This is a genomic window from Paenisporosarcina sp. NPDC076907 (genome assembly GCF_050269735.1).
Classification (GTDB): domain Bacteria; phylum Bacillota; class Bacilli; order Bacillales_A; family Planococcaceae; genus Paenisporosarcina.
On sequence record NZ_JBNNIX010000002.1, the window covers coordinates 196,907 to 214,926 of the forward strand.

Annotated in this window: 23 protein-coding genes; 8 read left to right on the forward strand and 15 right to left on the reverse strand. The window is 37.6% G+C overall.

The genetic code is table 11. The features are described 5' to 3' along the window. Nucleotides 1–7: 7 nt before the first annotated feature. The gene (locus ACQKEV_RS08590) at nucleotides 8–448 is read right to left on the reverse strand and encodes a cell wall hydrolase (protein WP_427446248.1); all 441 of its coding nucleotides are present in this window, start codon (nucleotides 446–448) and stop codon (nucleotides 8–10) included. A gap of 212 nt (nucleotides 449–660) precedes the next feature. Here ACQKEV_RS08590 and ACQKEV_RS08595 point away from each other — a divergent pair, with 212 nt between their 5' ends. Next, complete coding sequence (locus tag ACQKEV_RS08595; RefSeq protein ID WP_427445931.1) at nucleotides 661–960, forward strand: hypothetical protein; 300 nt, start codon at nucleotides 661–663, stop codon at nucleotides 958–960. Nucleotides 961–1,200: 240 nt separating this feature from the next. Here the strand turns inward: ACQKEV_RS08595 and acnA are convergent, their stop codons facing one another. The 3 genes from acnA to ACQKEV_RS08610 form a co-directional block, all read right to left on the reverse strand. After that, nucleotides 1,201–3,912: an aconitate hydratase AcnA gene (gene acnA, locus ACQKEV_RS08600; protein WP_427445930.1), complete on the reverse strand. Its 2,712-nt coding sequence runs from the start codon at nucleotides 3,910–3,912 to the stop codon at nucleotides 1,201–1,203. A 137-nt stretch (nucleotides 3,913–4,049) separates the two neighbouring features. Next, nucleotides 4,050–4,538: a DinB family protein gene (locus ACQKEV_RS08605; RefSeq protein WP_427445928.1), complete on the reverse strand. Its 489-nt coding sequence runs from the start codon at nucleotides 4,536–4,538 to the stop codon at nucleotides 4,050–4,052. 17 nt (nucleotides 4,539–4,555) lie between these two features. Next, nucleotides 4,556–4,957: a thiol-disulfide oxidoreductase DCC family protein gene (locus ACQKEV_RS08610; RefSeq protein ID WP_427445926.1), complete on the reverse strand. Its 402-nt coding sequence runs from the start codon at nucleotides 4,955–4,957 to the stop codon at nucleotides 4,556–4,558. Between the two features lie 114 nt (nucleotides 4,958–5,071). On the opposite strand from ACQKEV_RS08610, the gene yfkAB reads away from it, so the two are divergent. Beyond that, complete coding sequence (gene yfkAB, locus ACQKEV_RS08615; RefSeq protein WP_427445924.1) at nucleotides 5,072–6,184, forward strand: radical SAM/CxCxxxxC motif protein YfkAB; 1,113 nt, start codon at nucleotides 5,072–5,074, stop codon at nucleotides 6,182–6,184. Between the two features lie 27 nt (nucleotides 6,185–6,211). Here yfkAB and ACQKEV_RS08620 read toward each other — a convergent pair whose 3' ends face one another. Next, nucleotides 6,212–6,886 (reverse strand): DNA alkylation repair protein, encoded by a 675-nt coding sequence (locus ACQKEV_RS08620; RefSeq protein WP_427445922.1) that lies wholly within the window; start codon nucleotides 6,884–6,886, stop codon nucleotides 6,212–6,214. Between the two features lie 512 nt (nucleotides 6,887–7,398). Between ACQKEV_RS08620 and ACQKEV_RS08625 the strand changes: the two genes are divergently transcribed. Then, complete coding sequence (locus tag ACQKEV_RS08625; RefSeq protein WP_424472003.1) at nucleotides 7,399–7,647, forward strand: GlsB/YeaQ/YmgE family stress response membrane protein; 249 nt, start codon at nucleotides 7,399–7,401, stop codon at nucleotides 7,645–7,647. 36 nt (nucleotides 7,648–7,683) lie between these two features. Here ACQKEV_RS08625 and ACQKEV_RS08630 read toward each other — a convergent pair whose 3' ends face one another. After that, nucleotides 7,684–8,370, reverse strand: coding sequence for a lytic transglycosylase domain-containing protein (locus ACQKEV_RS08630; protein WP_427445920.1), 687 nt, complete (start codon nucleotides 8,368–8,370; stop codon nucleotides 7,684–7,686). A gap of 163 nt (nucleotides 8,371–8,533) precedes the next feature. On the opposite strand from ACQKEV_RS08630, the gene mscL reads away from it, so the two are divergent. Next, nucleotides 8,534–8,920 (forward strand): large conductance mechanosensitive channel protein MscL, encoded by a 387-nt coding sequence (gene mscL, locus ACQKEV_RS08635; protein ID WP_427445918.1) that lies wholly within the window; start codon nucleotides 8,534–8,536, stop codon nucleotides 8,918–8,920. Between the two features lie 263 nt (nucleotides 8,921–9,183). Next, a complete protein-coding gene (locus ACQKEV_RS08640; protein ID WP_427445916.1) occupies nucleotides 9,184–10,077 on the forward strand; it encodes a DNA/RNA non-specific endonuclease in 894 nt (297 codons plus the stop codon). Nucleotides 10,078–10,226: 149 nt separating this feature from the next. Here the strand turns inward: ACQKEV_RS08640 and ACQKEV_RS08645 are convergent, their stop codons facing one another. From ACQKEV_RS08645 to ACQKEV_RS08660, 4 genes are all read right to left on the reverse strand, one after another. After that, nucleotides 10,227–10,823: an SCO family protein gene (locus ACQKEV_RS08645; RefSeq protein ID WP_427445914.1), complete on the reverse strand. Its 597-nt coding sequence runs from the start codon at nucleotides 10,821–10,823 to the stop codon at nucleotides 10,227–10,229. A gap of 91 nt (nucleotides 10,824–10,914) precedes the next feature. Next, the gene (locus ACQKEV_RS08650) at nucleotides 10,915–11,043 is read right to left on the reverse strand and encodes a YvrJ family protein (RefSeq protein WP_269925092.1); all 129 of its coding nucleotides are present in this window, start codon (nucleotides 11,041–11,043) and stop codon (nucleotides 10,915–10,917) included. A gap of 60 nt (nucleotides 11,044–11,103) precedes the next feature. After that, on the reverse strand, nucleotides 11,104–11,316 hold the full coding sequence (locus ACQKEV_RS08655; RefSeq protein ID WP_269925093.1) for a DUF2922 domain-containing protein: 213 nt from the start codon (nucleotides 11,314–11,316) through the stop codon (nucleotides 11,104–11,106). A 20-nt stretch (nucleotides 11,317–11,336) separates the two neighbouring features. Further along, nucleotides 11,337–11,555, reverse strand: coding sequence for a DUF1659 domain-containing protein (locus tag ACQKEV_RS08660; protein ID WP_427445911.1), 219 nt, complete (start codon nucleotides 11,553–11,555; stop codon nucleotides 11,337–11,339). Nucleotides 11,556–11,671: 116 nt separating this feature from the next. On the opposite strand from ACQKEV_RS08660, the gene ACQKEV_RS08665 reads away from it, so the two are divergent. After that, complete coding sequence (locus ACQKEV_RS08665) at nucleotides 11,672–12,103, forward strand: DUF2621 domain-containing protein (RefSeq protein ID WP_427445909.1); 432 nt, start codon at nucleotides 11,672–11,674, stop codon at nucleotides 12,101–12,103. 23 nt (nucleotides 12,104–12,126) lie between these two features. On the opposite strand, the gene ACQKEV_RS08670 is transcribed toward ACQKEV_RS08665, so the two are convergent. Genes ACQKEV_RS08670 through ACQKEV_RS08680 form a run of 3 tightly spaced genes read right to left on the reverse strand, consistent with a single transcriptional unit; the run spans nucleotide 12,127 to nucleotide 13,727 of the window. After that, the gene (locus ACQKEV_RS08670) at nucleotides 12,127–12,645 is read right to left on the reverse strand and encodes a CcdC family protein (RefSeq protein WP_427446246.1); all 519 of its coding nucleotides are present in this window, start codon (nucleotides 12,643–12,645) and stop codon (nucleotides 12,127–12,129) included. A 1-nt stretch (nucleotide 12,646) separates the two neighbouring features. Beyond that, nucleotides 12,647–12,976, reverse strand: coding sequence for a thioredoxin family protein (locus ACQKEV_RS08675; protein WP_427445908.1), 330 nt, complete (start codon nucleotides 12,974–12,976; stop codon nucleotides 12,647–12,649). Nucleotides 12,977–13,016: 40 nt separating this feature from the next. After that, nucleotides 13,017–13,727 (reverse strand): cytochrome c biogenesis CcdA family protein, encoded by a 711-nt coding sequence (locus tag ACQKEV_RS08680; RefSeq protein WP_427445906.1) that lies wholly within the window; start codon nucleotides 13,725–13,727, stop codon nucleotides 13,017–13,019. Nucleotides 13,728–14,043: 316 nt separating this feature from the next. On the opposite strand from ACQKEV_RS08680, the gene ACQKEV_RS08685 reads away from it, so the two are divergent. Together ACQKEV_RS08685 and ACQKEV_RS08690 are read left to right on the forward strand one after the other, a co-directional pair. After that, nucleotides 14,044–14,964 carry an NAD(P)-dependent alcohol dehydrogenase gene (locus ACQKEV_RS08685; RefSeq protein WP_427445904.1) on the forward strand — a complete coding sequence of 307 codons (921 nt, stop codon included), beginning with the start codon at nucleotides 14,044–14,046 and terminating at the stop codon, nucleotides 14,962–14,964. Nucleotides 14,965–15,347: 383 nt separating this feature from the next. Continuing rightward, nucleotides 15,348–15,677 carry a YqzG/YhdC family protein gene (locus tag ACQKEV_RS08690; protein ID WP_427445903.1) on the forward strand — a complete coding sequence of 110 codons (330 nt, stop codon included), beginning with the start codon at nucleotides 15,348–15,350 and terminating at the stop codon, nucleotides 15,675–15,677. Between the two features lie 92 nt (nucleotides 15,678–15,769). Here ACQKEV_RS08690 and ACQKEV_RS08695 read toward each other — a convergent pair whose 3' ends face one another. After that, nucleotides 15,770–16,573, reverse strand: coding sequence for a hypothetical protein (locus ACQKEV_RS08695; RefSeq protein ID WP_427445901.1), 804 nt, complete (start codon nucleotides 16,571–16,573; stop codon nucleotides 15,770–15,772). A 201-nt stretch (nucleotides 16,574–16,774) separates the two neighbouring features. After that, nucleotides 16,775–17,773: a biotin synthase BioB gene (bioB, locus tag ACQKEV_RS08700; protein WP_427445899.1), complete on the reverse strand. Its 999-nt coding sequence runs from the start codon at nucleotides 17,771–17,773 to the stop codon at nucleotides 16,775–16,777. Between the last annotated feature and the right edge of the window lie 247 nt (nucleotides 17,774–18,020).

The window sequence follows — 18,020 nt, forward strand, 5'->3', positions numbered from 1 at the left end:
CGATAACCTAACCCATATAAACACTGTCGCATGTGCCGGGTTTTGGTTCATAATAACAATGTTGTTTATATTGACCGGCAAAAGGTTGATCATACCATGTTGGAGGACATGGCGCATAAGGATTAAAGTACCAAAGCGCATATTTCCCTGGATGTTGTCTCCAATTAGTTAAATTCTGTTTTGCTAATCTTTTTTCAGATTCTCTCGCTCTTTGATAAAATAGATTCCCTTTTTGAACAGCTTCAAAAGAATAATTTCCTCCTTGCACCTGAAAAATGGCATCATTAATTGTACGTACATCCTTAAAATCTAAACAATCTGCTACAACACGATTAACAATTACATTTCCAACATATAACATTCCTTGTTTTCCTTCACCTTCTGCTTCTGCTCTCATCATCCTTGCCATTAAATCAACATCTGAACTTCGGTAATTTACTCTTGGCATTTTTTCACCCCAAAATAATTTATGACAACCTTCCTGCATTAATGTCATTTCTATAGCTATATTCAACGTTCCTGTAAAACGGTAGGATTTTCTTGGGTTCTAATGTGTTTGAACTAACCCAAGTTCCAACAAATACCGATAAAATCTACAAATTCCCTTTTATGTTTCACTTTCTCAAATTAAGGAAAAAGATTATAAAGGAGTGAGCCATTATGAGCATAGAAAAATATACGTGCAAAAACTTTCCTGCTACTGGAGTTTTGTGGATTCCAAAAAAGCTTCAAGTACTATTGGGGTTGCAAACAGCTAGAAGAGTAGATATCGCCTATGAGGAAAAAATGATATTCATTCGAAAAGAAAATCCGAAGTCCTCACACAATAAACGACTAATCTCTGATAACGGCTACATCAAAATTCCAAAGGAAATTATCGACATTGCCAACATTACCTCGGAGGATGAGTACTGCCTGTATGTTGATGAACCCAATAGACAGATGGTAATAACAATTTGATGTGCCGATTCAAAAAAAGTCGAGCTTGCTTGTCTCTTTCACCAAGTTTTTCAAGGCTTCAAATTCACGGAGCATCATCTAATGGCAATTCACCACACAAATAAAGACCATCAATTCGCAAAAAAAATTGATGGTCTTTATTTGTGTCCTTGAGAAGTCGAGTCCTTTCCTACTACACATTTGATTAGCTAAATATCCCCACAATAAAAAGGCTGCCCATAAGGACAGCCTTCAAAAATCTTAGTTTTTCAGTTTGTCACGCAATACCATTGGTAAGATACCGCCATGACGGTAGTAATCAACTTCAACTTCTGAATCGAAACGTGCTAACACGTCGAATTCTTTAACAGAACCGTCAGCTGATTTAGCCGTTACTTTCAGGATATCACGAGGTTTCACGCCTTCAGCAATGTTTACGCTGATTTCTTCTTTACCAGTCAAGCCAAGTGTTTCAGCACTTTGACCTGGTAAGTATTGAAGTGGTAAAACACCCATCATTACTAAGTTAGAACGGTGAATACGCTCGTAGCTTTCAGCAATGACAGTTTTGATGCCAAGTAAGTTCGTACCTTTAGCTGCCCAGTCACGTGAAGATCCCATACCGTAATCTTTACCTGCTAATACAACTAAGCCAGTGCCGTCTTCTTGGTATTTCATTGCTGCATCATAGATTGCCATGATTTCGCCGTTTGGCCAGTAAGTAGTAAATCCACCTTCTGTACCTGCAGCAATTTGGTTACGGATACGGATGTTTGCAAACGTACCACGCATCATTACTTCATGGCTACCACGACGAGAACCATAAGAGTTAAAGTCGCGTACTTCCACACCGCGTTCGCGCAAGTATTTACCTGCAGGTGTATCTTTACCAATCGCACCAGCTGGTGAAATGTGGTCAGTTGTAATAGAATCACCGAATTTCGCTACTACACGAAGTCCAGCAAGCGTTTGGATATCGCTAGGTTCTTTCGTTAAGCCTTCGAAATAAGGAGGGTTTTGGATGTACGTAGATTCTTCATCAAATGTGTACAATGAATCATTTGAAGTTTCAATCGCATTCCAACGCTCGTTTTCACTGAAAACGCGCTCATATTCTTTACGGAATAATTCAGGTGTAACTGTTTGAAGAAGTACTGCTTTCACTTCTTCAGTTGATGGCCAAATATCAGCAAAGAATACATCGTTGCCATCTTTGTCTTGACCAAGTGCTTCATTTTGAAGATCAATATCAACCGTACCTGCAAGTGCATAAGCAACAACAAGTGGTGGTGAAGCTAAATAGTTCGCTTTCACTAATGGATGAATACGGCCTTCGAAGTTACGGTTACCTGAAAGTACAGAAGTAACAAGTAAATCGTTTTCAATGATGCCTTTTTCAATTTCAGGAAGCATTGGGCCCGAGTTACCGATACATGTTGTACAGCCATAACCAACTAAGTCAAATCCTACATCAGCCAATGGTTGTAATAGACCAGCGTCACGTAAGTAACCTGTTACAACTTTAGAACCTGGTGCAAGTGAAGTTTTCACGTAAGCTGGTGGACGTAAGCCTTTTTCAGCTGCTTTTTTAGCAACAAGACCTGCACCCAACATTACGAATGGGTTTGAAGTATTCGTACAAGATGTGATGGCAGCAATACCGATAGCACCTGTAGGAATCGTTACTTCAGAACCATCTGCCATTGTTACAGTAGCAGACTTCTTGAATTCTTTTTTAGATAAACCGAATCCTTGGTTGCCTTGAGGAGCAACAACCGCTTTGTTGAATTCAGATTTCATTTCAGACAATGGAATCAAATCTTGTGGACGTTTTGGTCCAGACATATTTGGTTCGATTGTAGATAAGTCTAATTCTACAACGTCTGTGTAGAATGGATCTTCATTATCCGCAGTGAAGAACATTCCGTTAGCAGTTAAATATTCTTTAACAACTTGGATGTGATCAGCGTCACGGCTTGTTAAACGCATGTAATCAAGTGCTTCTTCATCAACTGGGAAGAAACCACAAGTTGCGCCGTACTCAGGAGCCATGTTGGCAATTGTTGCACGGTCAGCTAATGGAAGGTTAGTTACGCCAGCTCCGAAGAACTCAACAAATTTCCCTACTACACCTTTTTTACGAAGTACTTCTGTTACTTTTAGAGCTAAGTCAGTAGCAGTTGTTCCGTTTGGAAGGTCACCAGTCAATTTAACACCGATTACTTCAGGAATTGGGAAGTATGAAGGTTGACCAAGCATACCCGCTTCCGCTTCGATACCGCCAACGCCCCAACCTAATACACCGATACCGTTGATCATGGTTGTATGTGAGTCAGTACCTACTAATGTATCTGGATACGTTTCGTATGTACCATCTTCGTTTTCTACTGCATGCACTACGTTTGCCAAGTACTCTAAGTTTACTTGGTGAACGATACCTGTTGCCGGTGGTACAGCACGGTAATTGTCATATGCTTTTTGAGCCCAGCTTAGGAACTGGTAACGCTCTGCATTACGTTCGAATTCAAGTTCCATGTTGATGCGAAGTGCGTCATCTGTACCGTATTTGTCTACTTGTACAGAGTGGTCAATTACTAAATCAACTGGAATTGCCGGATTGATTTTATCAGGGTCCCCACCCATTTCAGCCATAGCTGAACGTAGTGCTGCTAAGTCAACTACTACTGGAACTCCAGTGAAATCTTGAAGAATGACACGTGAAGGCTTGAAAGGTACTTCAGCTTCAGGGTCAACATCTTTACCCCATTTTGCCAATTTTTCTACGTGGTCATCTTTGATGACATATCCGTCATGTTGGCGCAGTACGGACTCAAGCAATACTTTAATTGAATAAGGAAGGCGGGAAACATTTGCGATCCCTGCCTCTTCTAACGCCGCTAGACGGTAATAATTATACGTTTTACCGTTTAAATCGAAAGAAGTACGGCTATTATGCAAGTTACTTTTTGCCATGTCTTTTCCTCCTTTAATCTTATGAAAAGGCTCTCAACTATTGGTAGCGACTTTTCTCCATTTCCTATCATAACGTAGTCTAGTTTATAAGTAAATTACATTAAAATTATAGGATGTGATAAGTAACACTTATGACCTTATAGCTTTTCAATCGTTTTTTTCAATTGTTTTAAATGACGTTTTTCATGCAGGCCAACAAAAGGAAACCATTGAATTAATGGGACTTGACCAAAAATCGGATGTTTAAATGATTTCTCCTTAAAATTAGTCTTAGTACTGGACTCATACACATCTAATAAGAAGAGACGTGACTCATGAAGTTCTTTTTGCATCTCCATTTTTGTTTTATAGTCTTCTGTCGGCGTTGTATAACCGGGCGCTTCTACTTTAATTAAGCGATTCGTCGAAAGGCCGATTGGTTTTTTTCTGGCCTTGGGACTGTCTGGGTTTTTTAGTTCCCTTGCAATATTAGTTGCGATAACGGTTTCCATGCGTACTAGATGTTCAAAAATTTGTTTTGGCGACCATCCGTCATTTGCAGGTTTTTGGTTAAACTGTTCGTCAGTCAAACCTTCTACCGTTTGAAACAATTCTTTCCGTATATCATTGTTGTCTTCTAAAAACATTTATATCTCTCCTTTAATTAAGTGAAAAATCGTTTACGTTGTTGGGGGGATGGCAGTAAACACGATTCGTTATTACGAACAATTCGATGTCTATGTTTTGCCACAAGACGGTACAAGGCATCTCGAGAAAATTTCGGAAACATTTTTAGCATGGTACCCAAATGATACGGAGACTTAAGATAGGATGACAAAGCGATCACTGCATCCGATTCCACTAATACGTCTTTTCCCTGAAGAACCACGATTGAATCAATTGTTTGTAAAAATGGATGTTCTTTAATTATTTGGCTTGCAAAATCACTTTGTAATGGTGCAAAACAAACGGTTTCGTCACGCTCATTATGAAGAATAAATTGGACTGACTGCTGACAAAAACCGCAGCTGCCATCATACAAAAGTATTGGATTGGAAAGATCCATAAAATTCACCTTTTCTTCTTATATTACTTGAATCGACTTAAAATCTAAAATCTAACGTTTTCAATGGCCTTTTGATATGCGACAATGATTTATTGTAGAAAGGACGATTGATTGATGAATACAACAATACAAAAGCTGACCCCGACGAATGATCCTTGGGAAGCCTATTTAGATATGGAAAAACACGGCAAGCTGACACTTTCGAACATCGAGTTTACGACTACCACGCTATGCAATATGCGTTGTGCACATTGTGCTGTTGGCTATACCCTTCAGACAAAAGATCCAACTGCACTGCCTTTTGATCTTCTACGTCAGCGGTTGGATGAAATTCCGCACCTACAAACCCTCAGCATTACAGGTGGAGAACCGATGTTATCAAAAAAATCGGTCACGAATTATGTACTTCCTCTATTAAAATACGCTCATGAGCGAGGAGTTCGCACACAAATAAATTCGAATCTAACGCTTGATTCTGAGCGATATATGATGATTGCTCCTTATTTGGACGTCCTACATATTTCTCATAACTGGGGAACGGTCGACGAATTTGTGGAAACCGGATTTGCCGTTATGGAACGCAAACCAACATATGAACAACGAGCAAAACTCTTCAATCGCATGATTGAAAACAGTCGGATGTTATCTGAAGCTGGCGTCATGGTTTCAGCTGAAACGATGTTGAATAAGAAAACATTGCCTTACTTAGAACACATTCATCGCCAAGTAGTTGAAGAAATGAAATGTGCGCGACACGAAATACACCCTATGTACCCATCAGATTTTGCGAGCAGTTTGACTTCATTGACGTTAGAGGAAACACGACAAGCCATTGATCATTTACTCGATGTACGCGATCAAAACACATGGATGCTTTTCGGCACTTTGCCATTTTACCCTTGCAGTGCAAGTGAAGAAGACCGTCATCTTCAGCAAAGATTGAGAGAAGAAAAGAATGTGACAGTCCGTAATGATCCCGACGGTCGTTCAAGATTAAATATCAATATCTTCTCAGGTGAAGTTATTGTTACCGACTTCGGGGATGCACCTGTGCTTGGTAATATGAAAAGTGACTCATTGCCAAGCATTTTTGAAAAATGGTTGGACTCGCCTCTTGCAAAAGAATTGAACTGTCATTGTCCAGCAGTAAAATGTCTCGGACCGAATGTACTAGTGAAAAACATGTATTATAAAAACCATTCATTTATCAGCGACTCCGTCAAATAACAAAAGCAGCCGATTTTGGCTGCTTTTTCAATTGAAATGCTTTAGTGCTTCCCTTTTGCTAAGAGGTTTCAATTCATGCTTTTTAACAAATTGTTGAACAAATGGTGGATTGGTTTTTGCATATTCACGTAACACCCAACCAATCGCTTTTTGAATGAAGAATTCATTTGATTTTGCATGATTTAAGATAATTTCTTCAAGCAGATTTTCGTTTGTCTCATTTTTATATTTTAATTGATGAAGGATTGCGGAGCGATTTAACCACATGTTTTCTGAATCCGACCATGTCCTCATGATTTTTTCGCCTTCGATGCGATCTTTTTTTATTATAGTACCTACAATAGTAGGTGCAATCGAGTCCACACTGTCCCACCACGATTTTTCCGTAACGAGTTTCTCAATGAACGACAAATCCTTAATTGTTAACGCTTTAATTTTTTTATTCAGTAATGCTATGGCTAAATATTGATATTCTCTCTCTGGGTACTTATAAATTTCCCAAACCTCATCAAAGATCTGATCATTACCTGGAATGTCATGTTCAGCAAAATAAGATTTTAACGCTTCGTTTCGTGCTGGGCTTTTAATACCGAGAAAAGGAAAATGGTTTTTCATATATGCTTCCATCGGTGATGCCAATTCTTCATTGCGAAGTCTTTCAAAAACTTGAATATATGTATGACGATTCCATGTTTTCTTCAATAGTAAAACTCCTGACTACTTTTAAGTATTTGTTCGCAAAAAAAATTGTGGATAGGCAAGCTATCCACAATGGATTACATAAATTCAATGAAATCAAATGCAAGATTGAAGATAAAAATCGTGTGAAACACTGCAAACCAAATTCCCTGTTTGTTAAGTTTTTTCATGATGATTTTATCCACCTCAATCACTCCTTTATTAAATTATACGCTTTTTATTTTCATTTCACAAAACCTTTTTAAGAATTTTCCGTCAATTAATACGGTGAAAATTTCGGATTTTAAGAACAAAATACATACTTTTTTGGTTTATGGTCAGACTATTGATTAGCGCTGAAGTTTTTATTATATGCATACAAAATCAATATGGTCCCAACGCTTTTTGTTTTAAAGATGTTATGAAATTGTTATGAGCTTAAAAATATTTTCAAAAAGTGGTTTGAATTGTTTCGTTTGAGGATATCTAATAACTAGCAACACAAATTAAACTTTATCGAACAGGAGATGGAAAACATGGAATTTATTTTATACCTTATTATCGGTGGTATCATTGGTTGGTTAGCAGGACTTATTTTAGGTAAAGACGTACCAGGCGGAATTATTGGTAACATCATTGCAGGTATCATCGGTGCATGGATTGGCGGCATGTTATTCAGCTTCGGACCAGCAGTTGCCGGTATTCAAATCATTCCAGCATTGATTGGTGCAATTATTTTAATCTTCATCGTAAGCATGATTATGAAAGCTTTACGCAAAGCATAATTTATAGAAAGAGCCGTTCAAATGAACGGCTCTTTCTTATTGTTCAGAAGAAGCTGCTTGTCCTTTTGACCCCTGCTCTTCTTCATATTTATTATAATAATATAAGACATCTTCTACATATTCATCACTACGATTATACATGTAAATGGCATTTTCAAGATCCCCAGTGGACGCTCCGTTACTTGCCAAATAATGCGCTGCACTAAATACTGCGTCATCGAGTTGATATGGATCTGCTTTACCATCTTGATTGGCGTCAATACCATATCCACCATATTTGGCAATAATATCTGGATTCGTTTTGTCATCCTCTGAAATATTCCCTTTTCCTTGACCTGAACAACTAGGATGCTGCCAACCAACAAAGGTACATGGCATAAACTGCATATGTCCTTCTGCCCCTACTGGGGACAAAAGAGGATCCATCGTTGAAAATTTCGTTTCAATGCGATGATGTGCGGCTAACAAAGTCCATGGAATTTCATATTCTTTTGCAGCTTCCTGGTAAATCGGTATATATTCTTCCGGAATATCTATATCCATCATCTTTTTAGGAGCATCTTGTAGCGTTTCAGTTAAGGTATGAACGATTGGAATTCTTTGTAGATCTCCCCAGTACACACTCGTTAAAACAAACAGAGTCATTGTAATAGGAACCATAAGTATGATTAACAATCCTCTTGTAACTGCAGACAATCGTTTCGTATTCTTTCGTTTTTTCATACATTCGCATCCCGTTTTTTTCATTATTTTATCACAGATGTACATACAACGTCACTTCATTTCAGTATGTACCATATCTTTCTATCTTCTCTACTTATCAAAAATACGAAAATTTACAATATATTTTCCTTTTAGTAGACTGAAAGAAAGGAGTGACGTAAAAATGTGGCAAGACTTTAAGAAATTCGCTTTAAAAGGAAATGTGATGGACTTGGCTGTCGCTGTCGTAATAGGTGCAGCTTTCAGTAAAATTGTTTCTTCCCTCGTTACAGATATTATTAGTCCGCTGATGGGTATTTTAATGGGTGGAATTGATTTTACTGGATTAGTTGTTGAAGTGGGCAAGGAAAAGCTCATGATTGGAAACTTTATTCAATCCATTGTGGACTTTGTCATTGTTGCCTTTGCCATCTTTATGGTCATCCGCATAATGATGAAATTCCAGCGTAAAAAAGAAGCGGTTGTTGAAGAAGGTCCAGCAATCGATGCGAAAGAAGCATTGCTTACTGAAATTCGCGACTTATTGAAAAACCAAAAAAATGATCAGTAACAAATCAATCAGTAATTTTATATATTGGTGATGCCAATTAAATTCATTCAAATGAAAAGGCAATAACATATTTAAAATATTAAATATGTTATCGCCTTTTTTGATATCTAATTGTACTAATATATTTGGTATTAGAAGATGGAAGCTTACCCATTGCTTGATTCGAATTTGATTGTTCTTACTCCTTTCAAAGAACCTCTTCTTATAAGAAGGAATTGAAAATCAGTTGTAGAATACCTAATAAAAAGAAGGAGGACACAACTTTGAATGAAAATCAGAAATTGTTAATGAATGAACTTGTGCAAGGGCAAGAAATCACCAAAGATAATTCTGATGAGATGATAGTTGAGATATTAAATGATTCATGGTATGAAGCTTCGGTTGGTTATGATCCTAAATTTCTTGGTGATGATTATGAGGTTCCACATCCAACATTCCAATGTGATGAACAGGATATTGCCACTCTAAAAGACGGAAGCAAGGTGCTTCATTACACTCATTTTTCGATAGTCATGAGTAAGTCACGCCGTTTAGCATATTATACGGTGGTAAATATTAATGGAAACCAATTGAGAAATATTCAACGTAATGATAAATGGTATCTGGATCCTCGTATCGAAATAGAATACCAATGTGGTCCTGATTTATATAAAAATAATCCACTTGATCGAGGACATCTAGTCCGCCGCAGTGATCCTAATTGGGGAGATGCAGCGGAAAAGGCGAATAAGGATACATTCCATTTCACAAATTGTGCTCCCCAACATAGCGATTTAAATCAAAAAATCTGGTTGGATCTTGAGGATTATATTTTAAATAATGCTGAAAACTGGAATTTGAAGGTGACAGTGTTTACTGGACCAGTTTTTAGGGAGGATGACATTGTTTACAGAGGAGTTAAAATACCTTCAGAGTTTTGGAAAATCGCTATTATGGTTAAGGAAGATGGTAACCTTTCTGCAACTGCTTATATGCAGACGCAAAAAGATCTTATTGAGAGTTTGGAATTTACCTACGGTGAATATAAAACTTATCAAGTTCCAATATCAAGAATCGAAACAATTACTGGTCTAAATTTTGGGTGTTTACGTAATCACGACCCAATTAATCCATTAGAATCACATGTGATTGAGGTACCAGATGATATAAAATTATAGAATTAACCTTTATTAATTAATCCAACTAAACAACCGTTAGTCGAGCACCCTTATACAGTATCCAGGAAAAATAACACGAAAACTAAAATAGGATAGTCAGTCCCCATAGAGGACTGACTATCCTATAAAAAAATATCTGTATTAAAATTTTACTTTCCTTGTTCAATTAAAGCTTCCATGTCTGTTGCAATCTCTTCTTTTGGCACATCTTGAAAGCCATTATAGCTTTTTACAACAACGCCGTTTTGATCAACTAAGTAGAAGCTTTGTCCATGGACTACTTGTGTTGAAGTAGGATCAGCTTTGACGAGAGATTTAAATGATTGTCTTGCAAACTGCTCAATATAAACAGGGTCATATCCCGAAAGCAATTCCCACTTGGCTTCGTCTGGTGGGTTAAATTTTGCTAGATAATCTGTTAAGATTTCAGGCGTATCTACATTTGGATCTACGCTGAATGCTACGATTTTATAATCTTCCACACCTAATTTGATTAATTCATCCTGCACCATCGTCATATTCATTGTCATAGGCGGACACACGGTTTCACAATTGGTGAAAATAAATGTTGCCAACCATACTTTACCTTTTAAATTTTCTAATGATACCTCTTCCCCACGTTGTGATTCGTGAGAAAAGGACTCAACTTCCCAATCCGTTTCTGCTTTAAACTTATTCGAGTTACATCCTGCCAAAATGATTGCGCTCAATGTTATGAATGTAAATGCTCTTGCTAATTTCTTCATGGACTCTCCCCACTTTCGCTCCTTTTCATCTTATCGAATGGAATTTACGAATTCAAGGGAGGAGTATCCAGGGATTCCGACGAATTTGTGTCTATGCATTTTTTAATGACAACAACGCTTCGTGTATGAGTTGAAGTTTTGTTTCTACTCTATGCATCAAATAAAAAGACACGAAGATCGGAAAACCAACTTCTTGAATTAACTTCAGCCATTGCTCCATAATTTAGCCTCCTATTCGTAATGAAAGGCCGCCCCTGTTTGCGGGCAGCCTTGTAATTTGTTATACCAGATCTGTTACATTTCGTTCGATCAATCGGGCATTAAATGCACTGGCAAGACCAAATCCATCTACTTCAAAAACCGCACTGGCAATAAGAGCTTGCATGCCCGTTTCTACTTCCTGTGCCGTTACATTCGCACGTGGATCATCCACGGAAACGGATAGTTTTTTGCCTCCCGCTGTTTCAAATTGCATTTCTAATACTTGTGCCATTTGTTAGTTCCCCCTCTTCATTAGTTTTGGATGTTACCAGTTTCAATTTTCTCTGCAGCGATAATCGGGAACGATGAAAAGCTAGATAAAATACTCGTCAATTCCGATAATTGCTCCGGTGTTGCTGTCTGTTTTACATTGCGGTACGTTTTCGCTTTTTTGATCATTTTTCCATCCTGAGTAAGTCCTGCATCATACGTTAAACGTACAACCGCTTCTTTAAAATCGACGTTTGCCATGTTGTATCACCTCCTTTCACTCATTACATAGAGAGAAAATATGAAAAAGGATACATAGGGCGTGTTTTTTTTGCTATAACCTTCTATAATAGAAGAATCGTGTATAAGAGGTGAGAATGTTGGGCTTAGATGGTTGGTTTTTATGGTTTATTGTATTTTGGGTATTTGTGCTTGCCGGCCTGTTTGCCATTGGTGGCTATTTTATGTTCCGCAAATTTTTAAAAGTGTTACCAAAAGATGATGGGAAATCTGTCCTTGACTGGGAAGAACATTATGTTCAAGAGTCTCTACACTTATGGGGAGATCAGGCGAAGCTTATGTTGAATGAACTGGTCACACCAGTTCCGGAATTATTCCGACCAGTTGCTAAACAAAAAATTGCGGGAAAAGTGGGTCAGATTGCGTTAGAGGAAAAAGCAAAATCCATCGAACATGATCATATAATTCGAGGTTATATTCAAGCAACACCGAAGCGGGATCATAAATTCCTACGTAAAAAGCTAGAGTCGATGGAAATTGATATGACTCCTTATGAACATTTGTTTTAGAATCCTATAAGAAAAAAGCCGACCTATGAAGTAAAGGTCGGCTTTTCTATGTGATGATTAGTGATTTTCTTTTCAAGATTCCTATATTGAATCAGCATCGCAATGCGCCAAGGTACAATCATTCCAAATGCGAGAATCCAGAACATTCCGCTTAACTCGCCAACATGAATGGTTGAGCTTAATATGACTTTTGCAATTAACCTCACAATCAACAAACCAATTAATATAAAAATGAATGCTTTTGATTGCTTCAAATAAATATCGTTATTTTTCACTTCAAATTTGGATGTCCAAATTAATACCAATGAAAAAAGTACACCTACACCTAGTGCCTCGGCAATTTGCATGGGCGGAACACGAAAATACTCAAAGACAAACATCAACGCCCCGGTAGACATGAATAATGGCGGCAAAATAATTTTCTTTGCACTGACCGGTCTTTTAGCAGATTTAGCGCGCACCGTCATCACAATTGTGCCCATGACCACTGCCATGATGGTTGAACCAATAATTAGCCATTGCGAAGGAATTTGTTTTAACAGTTCAAACATTGGATTCCTCCCATTTCTGTAATTCTTGTAGTTTTTCCAAAACTTCTTGTACAGCTACGAACCTAGCATACCGTATGTACTCTTTGCCTTGTAACATCAAAATGACAACAGGTGCTGTGAATAAACTGAGTTGCCCTGCAAGCTCAGGGACCTCTGCTGCATTTACGACATAAAACGGAATCGACACACTACTTTGGAGTACATCGATTTGCGGATATAAACCTTCACATACCGAGCAGTTCGTCGTTTTTACAAACAGCAATAGGTGTATTTCGCGTTGAACGACTTCCTGCCATTGTTCATAAGTAGTTATGGATTTCATCATCAACAACTCCTCTGCCTCATTTTATTTATTCTACCTGTTAAAACCCTTGGAAGTCACCAAAAATCGGACTCAACATACGGATAATAAATGTCATTCCGTCAAAGAATAATAAAATCCCGACTGCAATCATGATATAACCGCCAATTTTGACGATTTTCGCATTATGTTTTCGAATCCATCCAAGTCTCGTTATGAATAAAGACAGGAGGAAAAACGGAATAGCGAATCCAAGAACATAAGCAAGCATATACCACACGCCTGAACCTGGGTTATCTGCAGCTAATATAAACACAGAAGCCAAGATCGGGCCTGTACATGGTTGCCAACCAGCTGCAAAAGCCATGCCGATTATCACAGTACCAAAATAACCGGAGGGTCTATTTTTAAATTGAATTCTTCGCTCTTTCATTAAAAACTCAGGTTTGAAAACGCCAACAACAAGTAAACCAAATAACACGATGAAAATGGCTCCAACTTGGCGAATTAAATCTTGATTCTGCTGGAAAAACGTATAGAACAAACTTGTGCTAAACCCTAGCGCAATAAATATACTGGAAAAACCAAGTAGGAAAAATAACGTATGCAACATTCCGCGTCTTTGCAAAATGCCTCGTTCCGTTTTCAGTTCATCCAACGTCATACCAGTAATATAAGAAAGAAATGCTGGATATAAAGGCAGAGTACACGGCGAGATGAAACTTAAAAAACCGGCTCCAAATGCCAATAATAAATTGATATCAGTCGTCATCAAAGTCGCTCCTTTTCAGTACTCCTAACATCGTATCAAATAATCAGTCAAATGACGTCAATATTGCTTGTGACATTTTTTTGTCCAAGTAAAAATGCTGGGTAGTTGTTAACATTCTTTAAATCCAGCTCTTAATAGTTGTTATTTCTAACTAGTGTAATTTATTTACAGATACCAGTCTTGAATAACTCTTAACTGGAATATCTTTAAATTAGTCAGTCTTTATAGTCTTTATTGAAAAATTGGAAGAAACTTAGGAGGATTAATTCTGAAAGCAATTGTGTGTTACAAATATGGTTCACCTGATGTTCTTGAAATGTCAGAGGTGGAAAAACCCACCCCCGAGGACAATCAAGTACTTGTTAAAGTTCATGCAGCATCCGTGAACTATGGTAACCTGGTTCTTTTGAGAGGAGAACCGTTCTTAGCCCGCTTTGCTTTCGGACTACTAAAACCTAAATACACCATACCTGGCGGTGACATAGCGGGTCGAGTTGAAGCAGTCGGGAAAGATGTTAAACAGTTTCTACCTGGCGATGAGGTATTCGGAGATTTATCAGGTTGTGGATGGTCTGGATTGGCCGAATATGTAGCTGTTCCTGAAAATGCGTTAGCCACAAAGCCAGCCAATATTTCCTTTGTGGAAGCTGCTGCTGTACCTATGGCGGGAGTCACAGCCTTACAGGGACTTCGGGATAAAGGCAAAATTCAGCCAGGACAAAAAGTATTGATTAATGGTGCCTCTGGTGGCGTGGGGACTTTCGCAGTACAGATTGCCAAATCATTCGGGGCTGATGTTACTGCTGTGTGCAGTACGAGAAATTTGGGTATTGTACAATCGATTGGAGCAGACCATGTCATTGACTATACAAAGGAAGATTTCACAAAAAAAGCGGAGCGTTATGACCTGATTCTTGCTGTTAACGGATATCAACCCATTTCTGCATATAAGCGTGCATTAAATCCCCATGGAAATTATGTTGTGGTCGGAGGTGCAGGTGCACAACTTACTCAAGCAATGTTTCTAGGACCTTGGCATTCATTTATCAGCAATAAAAAAATGGGGAACATGTTACAAAGAGCAAACCAAAAAGATCTGATTTATATGAAAGAACTACTTGAGGCCGGCAAAGTAAAACCAGTGATTGATAGATGTTATAAGTTCAGTGCAGTACCTGATGCTTTCAGGTATTTTGAAGAAGGTCACGCTCAAGGGAAAATTGTCATCACTGTGTGAAAAAGTTGTTGAAATAATATAGTAGCGAAAAAGCTAGAAAAGATTAATTTAATGAAAATATAAGAACGCACATTTTAGATTTTTATGAAATGTGCGTTCTCTTACATTCCAGGGATATTGGCGATGGCTTGAGTCAGTAACATTACTTTGCTTGTATAAAAATACTGATTAAGACAACTGTGCCATAAAACTCGATTTGAAAAATTAACTTCTTTTTAGTTCAGCAACAAACCGATAGAATATCAAATAAGTGCTTTAAACAAGGAATTTGATAATGTATGAAACGATTATTCTGTCGGTTGCAGTTTCCAATACTACAGAGATATGGATAGAATGAATTTAAACAAATGACTCATCCTATAAAAAAGGAGATGAGCTCAATTTTGCGAAAAACTTTTATTGCACTTGGACTTATTATGACATCCAATGCAACACTTACACATATTCCGTCAATTGCTCATGCAGAAGGAGAAATTCCAGCCTACGCTAAGTGGGGACAGCTCGCGGTTTTAGAGACAAAATCTAAATATCCTGATGCTGATATTATTGACTACTTGCACGAAGGCAGAGAAACTAAAGAAGATTCAACAATTGAAAAATTTAAGCTATGGTTAAAAGATGGGAACAAAGAATTTGGTGTTTTCGTAAGGATTGAATTTAAAACCGATACCGAAGAAGTTGTTAATATTGAATTTCAAGAAACGGATAGATAAGTCATAATGTTTGAAGTCCGACATATGTATTGGCAAAACATATATTTCATTAATAAAGAGCAATGACTATTTCAAGTCGTTGCTCTTTTTACCTACTCCATACGTCGGGTCAATAGTGCACTCGGCTGAAATTCAATTGATTTTGCTTGATACATTTTGTCCCGATCTTCATAAACAATTACAAGTTGACCAATAAAGCCAGCTGGAGATATTTGAGCTGGAATTGTTGCAGTAAGTTGTTGGTCTTTTACTTCGTATTTAATAATACTGCCAAACCCAATATCTTCAAATAAATTTTCAGGTTGCACATCTAAAGGAGTGATATCAACTTTATATTCTTTGTCACCTACTCTTAATTCGGCTTCTTCAGTCGATAGCTTGGTTTTTACATTTTTATAGATAATAGCCATAGGATCGTCAACAAGTACGTTAGCCAATCCATTCGTATATCCATAAACATAAACTTCTTGAAGTAATGCACCAGTACCATAACCGAGCGTTAAAATTATTATTAGCTCTTTCTTCTGGTCTTTGTTAATATCTTCGTAAAAAATTTTCGGGGCATACGTAGGATTAGTGACGTTCATCCAAAAAGGTCTGGAATAAGTTTCACCTTTGAAATCGATTTTAAAATCTCGATATTGGCTATCCAAACCCTCCATTTTTTTTGCATACAAGGTAATATTCTCTTCAGTTGACTTTGCGACAATTTCATATCCTTGAAAGGATACTTTCTCCCTAATTCCAGGCATCTTTGCTTCAGAAGAAATATATGAACTCTCCAGTATTTCATCCTTATTAGATGCATCACTGAAGAGCGTTATCTCTTCAGAATGTAAAGATAAAGAAAACACTCCGAAAACAATAAATATTATTAATATCCATCCATTTTTCATTTTCATCACCACGGTTAGCTTTCCCGTTATAATGAGTTTTATCCCATCTTAACTATCCTACATAGTGATTAACCGTCTTACTAATACTCCTTGTCTTAAAAATTCAAGAGTATAGTAGTTAATAAAAGTGATGACCGGAATAAATACTAAAACTAAAATACCCAAGCTACAACATGTAATATATGTCACTGCAAAATCAAGTTAAACTTCACATAATGATGCTTGCTTTTCTGTAAGCTCTACTTCGAAGCCTAAATCTTGCAACATTAAATAGTCTTTATTCTCCGCTTGACCTTCTGTCGTTAAATAGTCGCCGACGAAAATACTGTTTGCTGCATATAGACCCAATGGTTGGAGTGAACCAAGATTCACCTCGCGACCACCCGAAATACGAATCTCTTTTGTTGGATTCATAAAACGGAAAAGTGCCAATACCTTCAAGCAATAGCGCGGGTTCAGTTCGTTTGTACCTTCCAGTTTTGTACCATCAATGGCATGCAGGAAATTTACTGGTATCGAGTCCGCATCTAAGCGGCGAAGTGCACGCGTTATATCAACTACATCTTCCATCGTTTCTTTCATACCAACGATTGCGCCTGAACATGGAGAGATACCATGTTTTTTTACAATTTCTACCGTATTCACACGATCTGCATATGTATGTGAAGTCGTGATGTAATCGTGATGGCGTTCAGATGTATTTAAGTTGTGATTATAGCGATCTACACCAGCATTTTTCAGCTGCTCGGCTTGTTCTTCTCTTAATAGTCCTAAGCAAGCACATACTTTCAATCCGTATTTTACTTTAATTTCTTCTACTGCCTCACTGACAACATTTACGTCTCTACGTGTTGGACCACGGCCACTTGCAACGATACAAAATGTACCGATTTGATTTTCAAATGCATGCTTAGCACCTGCCAATATCTCTTCTTTGGATATAAACGGATATTTTTCGATTGGTGCAGTTGATCTTGACGATTGTGAACAATAACCGCAGTCCTCTGGGCAATAGCCACTTTTTGCATTCATAATCATATTTAATTTCACTTTTTTCCCGTAATAATGCTTCCGGATTGTAAAAGCACCATGCAGTAAGGGTAGCAGTTCATCATCTTCTGTTGTTAAAATTGCCAATGCCTCTTCATTTGTTATTTCTTTACCGTCAATGACTTCCTGAGCTAATGTTTGCCAGTTCATTTTGTGTGCCTCTTTTCGTAGAATGTATTGTTTTCAATAATGGATATATACGAACTTGTTGTGTCCTGATAATAAAAGCGACATTTATCAATAATTTCACTCGTTTTTACAGGTTTTGTAAGGTATTACTCTATGTCCCTGCATTTGGAGATGACGCATGAATACTGTTGTGATAAACGTTATTCCAACATATGTATCAGTACCTACCACAAAATGTTGTAATGTAATTCCCTCATTTACCAATTAT

Bases quoted from the DNA above. Each gene is read 5' to 3' on its own strand.
- acnA (WP_427445930.1), bottom strand. From the start codon at position 3,912: ATGGCAAAAAGTAACTTGCATAATAGCCGTACTTCTTTCGATTTAAAC.
- ACQKEV_RS08590 (WP_427446248.1), bottom strand. From the start codon at position 448: ATGCCAAGAGTAAATTACCGAAGTTCAGATGTTGATTTAATGGCAAGG.
- ACQKEV_RS08645 (WP_427445914.1), bottom strand. From the start codon at position 10,823: ATGAAGAAATTAGCAAGAGCATTTACATTCATAACATTGAGCGCAATC.
- mscL (WP_427445918.1), top strand. From the start codon at position 8,534: ATGTGGCAAGACTTTAAGAAATTCGCTTTAAAAGGAAATGTGATGGAC.
- ACQKEV_RS08610 (WP_427445926.1), bottom strand. From the start codon at position 4,957: ATGGATCTTTCCAATCCAATACTTTTGTATGATGGCAGCTGCGGTTTT.
- ACQKEV_RS08625 (WP_424472003.1), top strand. From the start codon at position 7,399: ATGGAATTTATTTTATACCTTATTATCGGTGGTATCATTGGTTGGTTA.
- ACQKEV_RS08605 (WP_427445928.1), bottom strand. From the start codon at position 4,538: ATGTTTTTAGAAGACAACAATGATATACGGAAAGAATTGTTTCAAACG.
- bioB (WP_427445899.1), bottom strand. From the start codon at position 17,773: ATGAACTGGCAAACATTAGCTCAGGAAGTCATTGACGGTAAAGAAATA.
- ACQKEV_RS08655 (WP_269925093.1), bottom strand. From the start codon at position 11,316: ATGGCACAAGTATTAGAAATGCAATTTGAAACAGCGGGAGGCAAAAAA.
- ACQKEV_RS08685 (WP_427445904.1), top strand. From the start codon at position 14,044: ATGTCAGAGGTGGAAAAACCCACCCCCGAGGACAATCAAGTACTTGTT.
- ACQKEV_RS08595 (WP_427445931.1), top strand. From the start codon at position 661: ATGAGCATAGAAAAATATACGTGCAAAAACTTTCCTGCTACTGGAGTT.
- yfkAB (WP_427445924.1), top strand. From the start codon at position 5,072: ATGAATACAACAATACAAAAGCTGACCCCGACGAATGATCCTTGGGAA.
- ACQKEV_RS08680 (WP_427445906.1), bottom strand. From the start codon at position 13,727: ATGACGACTGATATCAATTTATTATTGGCATTTGGAGCCGGTTTTTTA.
- ACQKEV_RS08660 (WP_427445911.1), bottom strand. From the start codon at position 11,555: ATGGCAAACGTCGATTTTAAAGAAGCGGTTGTACGTTTAACGTATGAT.
- ACQKEV_RS08665 (WP_427445909.1), top strand. From the start codon at position 11,672: ATGTTGGGCTTAGATGGTTGGTTTTTATGGTTTATTGTATTTTGGGTA.
- ACQKEV_RS08695 (WP_427445901.1), bottom strand. From the start codon at position 16,573: ATGAAAAATGGATGGATATTAATAATATTTATTGTTTTCGGAGTGTTT.
- ACQKEV_RS08675 (WP_427445908.1), bottom strand. From the start codon at position 12,976: ATGAAATCCATAACTACTTATGAACAATGGCAGGAAGTCGTTCAACGC.
- ACQKEV_RS08630 (WP_427445920.1), bottom strand. From the start codon at position 8,370: ATGAAAAAACGAAAGAATACGAAACGATTGTCTGCAGTTACAAGAGGA.
- ACQKEV_RS08650 (WP_269925092.1), bottom strand. From the start codon at position 11,043: ATGGAGCAATGGCTGAAGTTAATTCAAGAAGTTGGTTTTCCGATCTTC.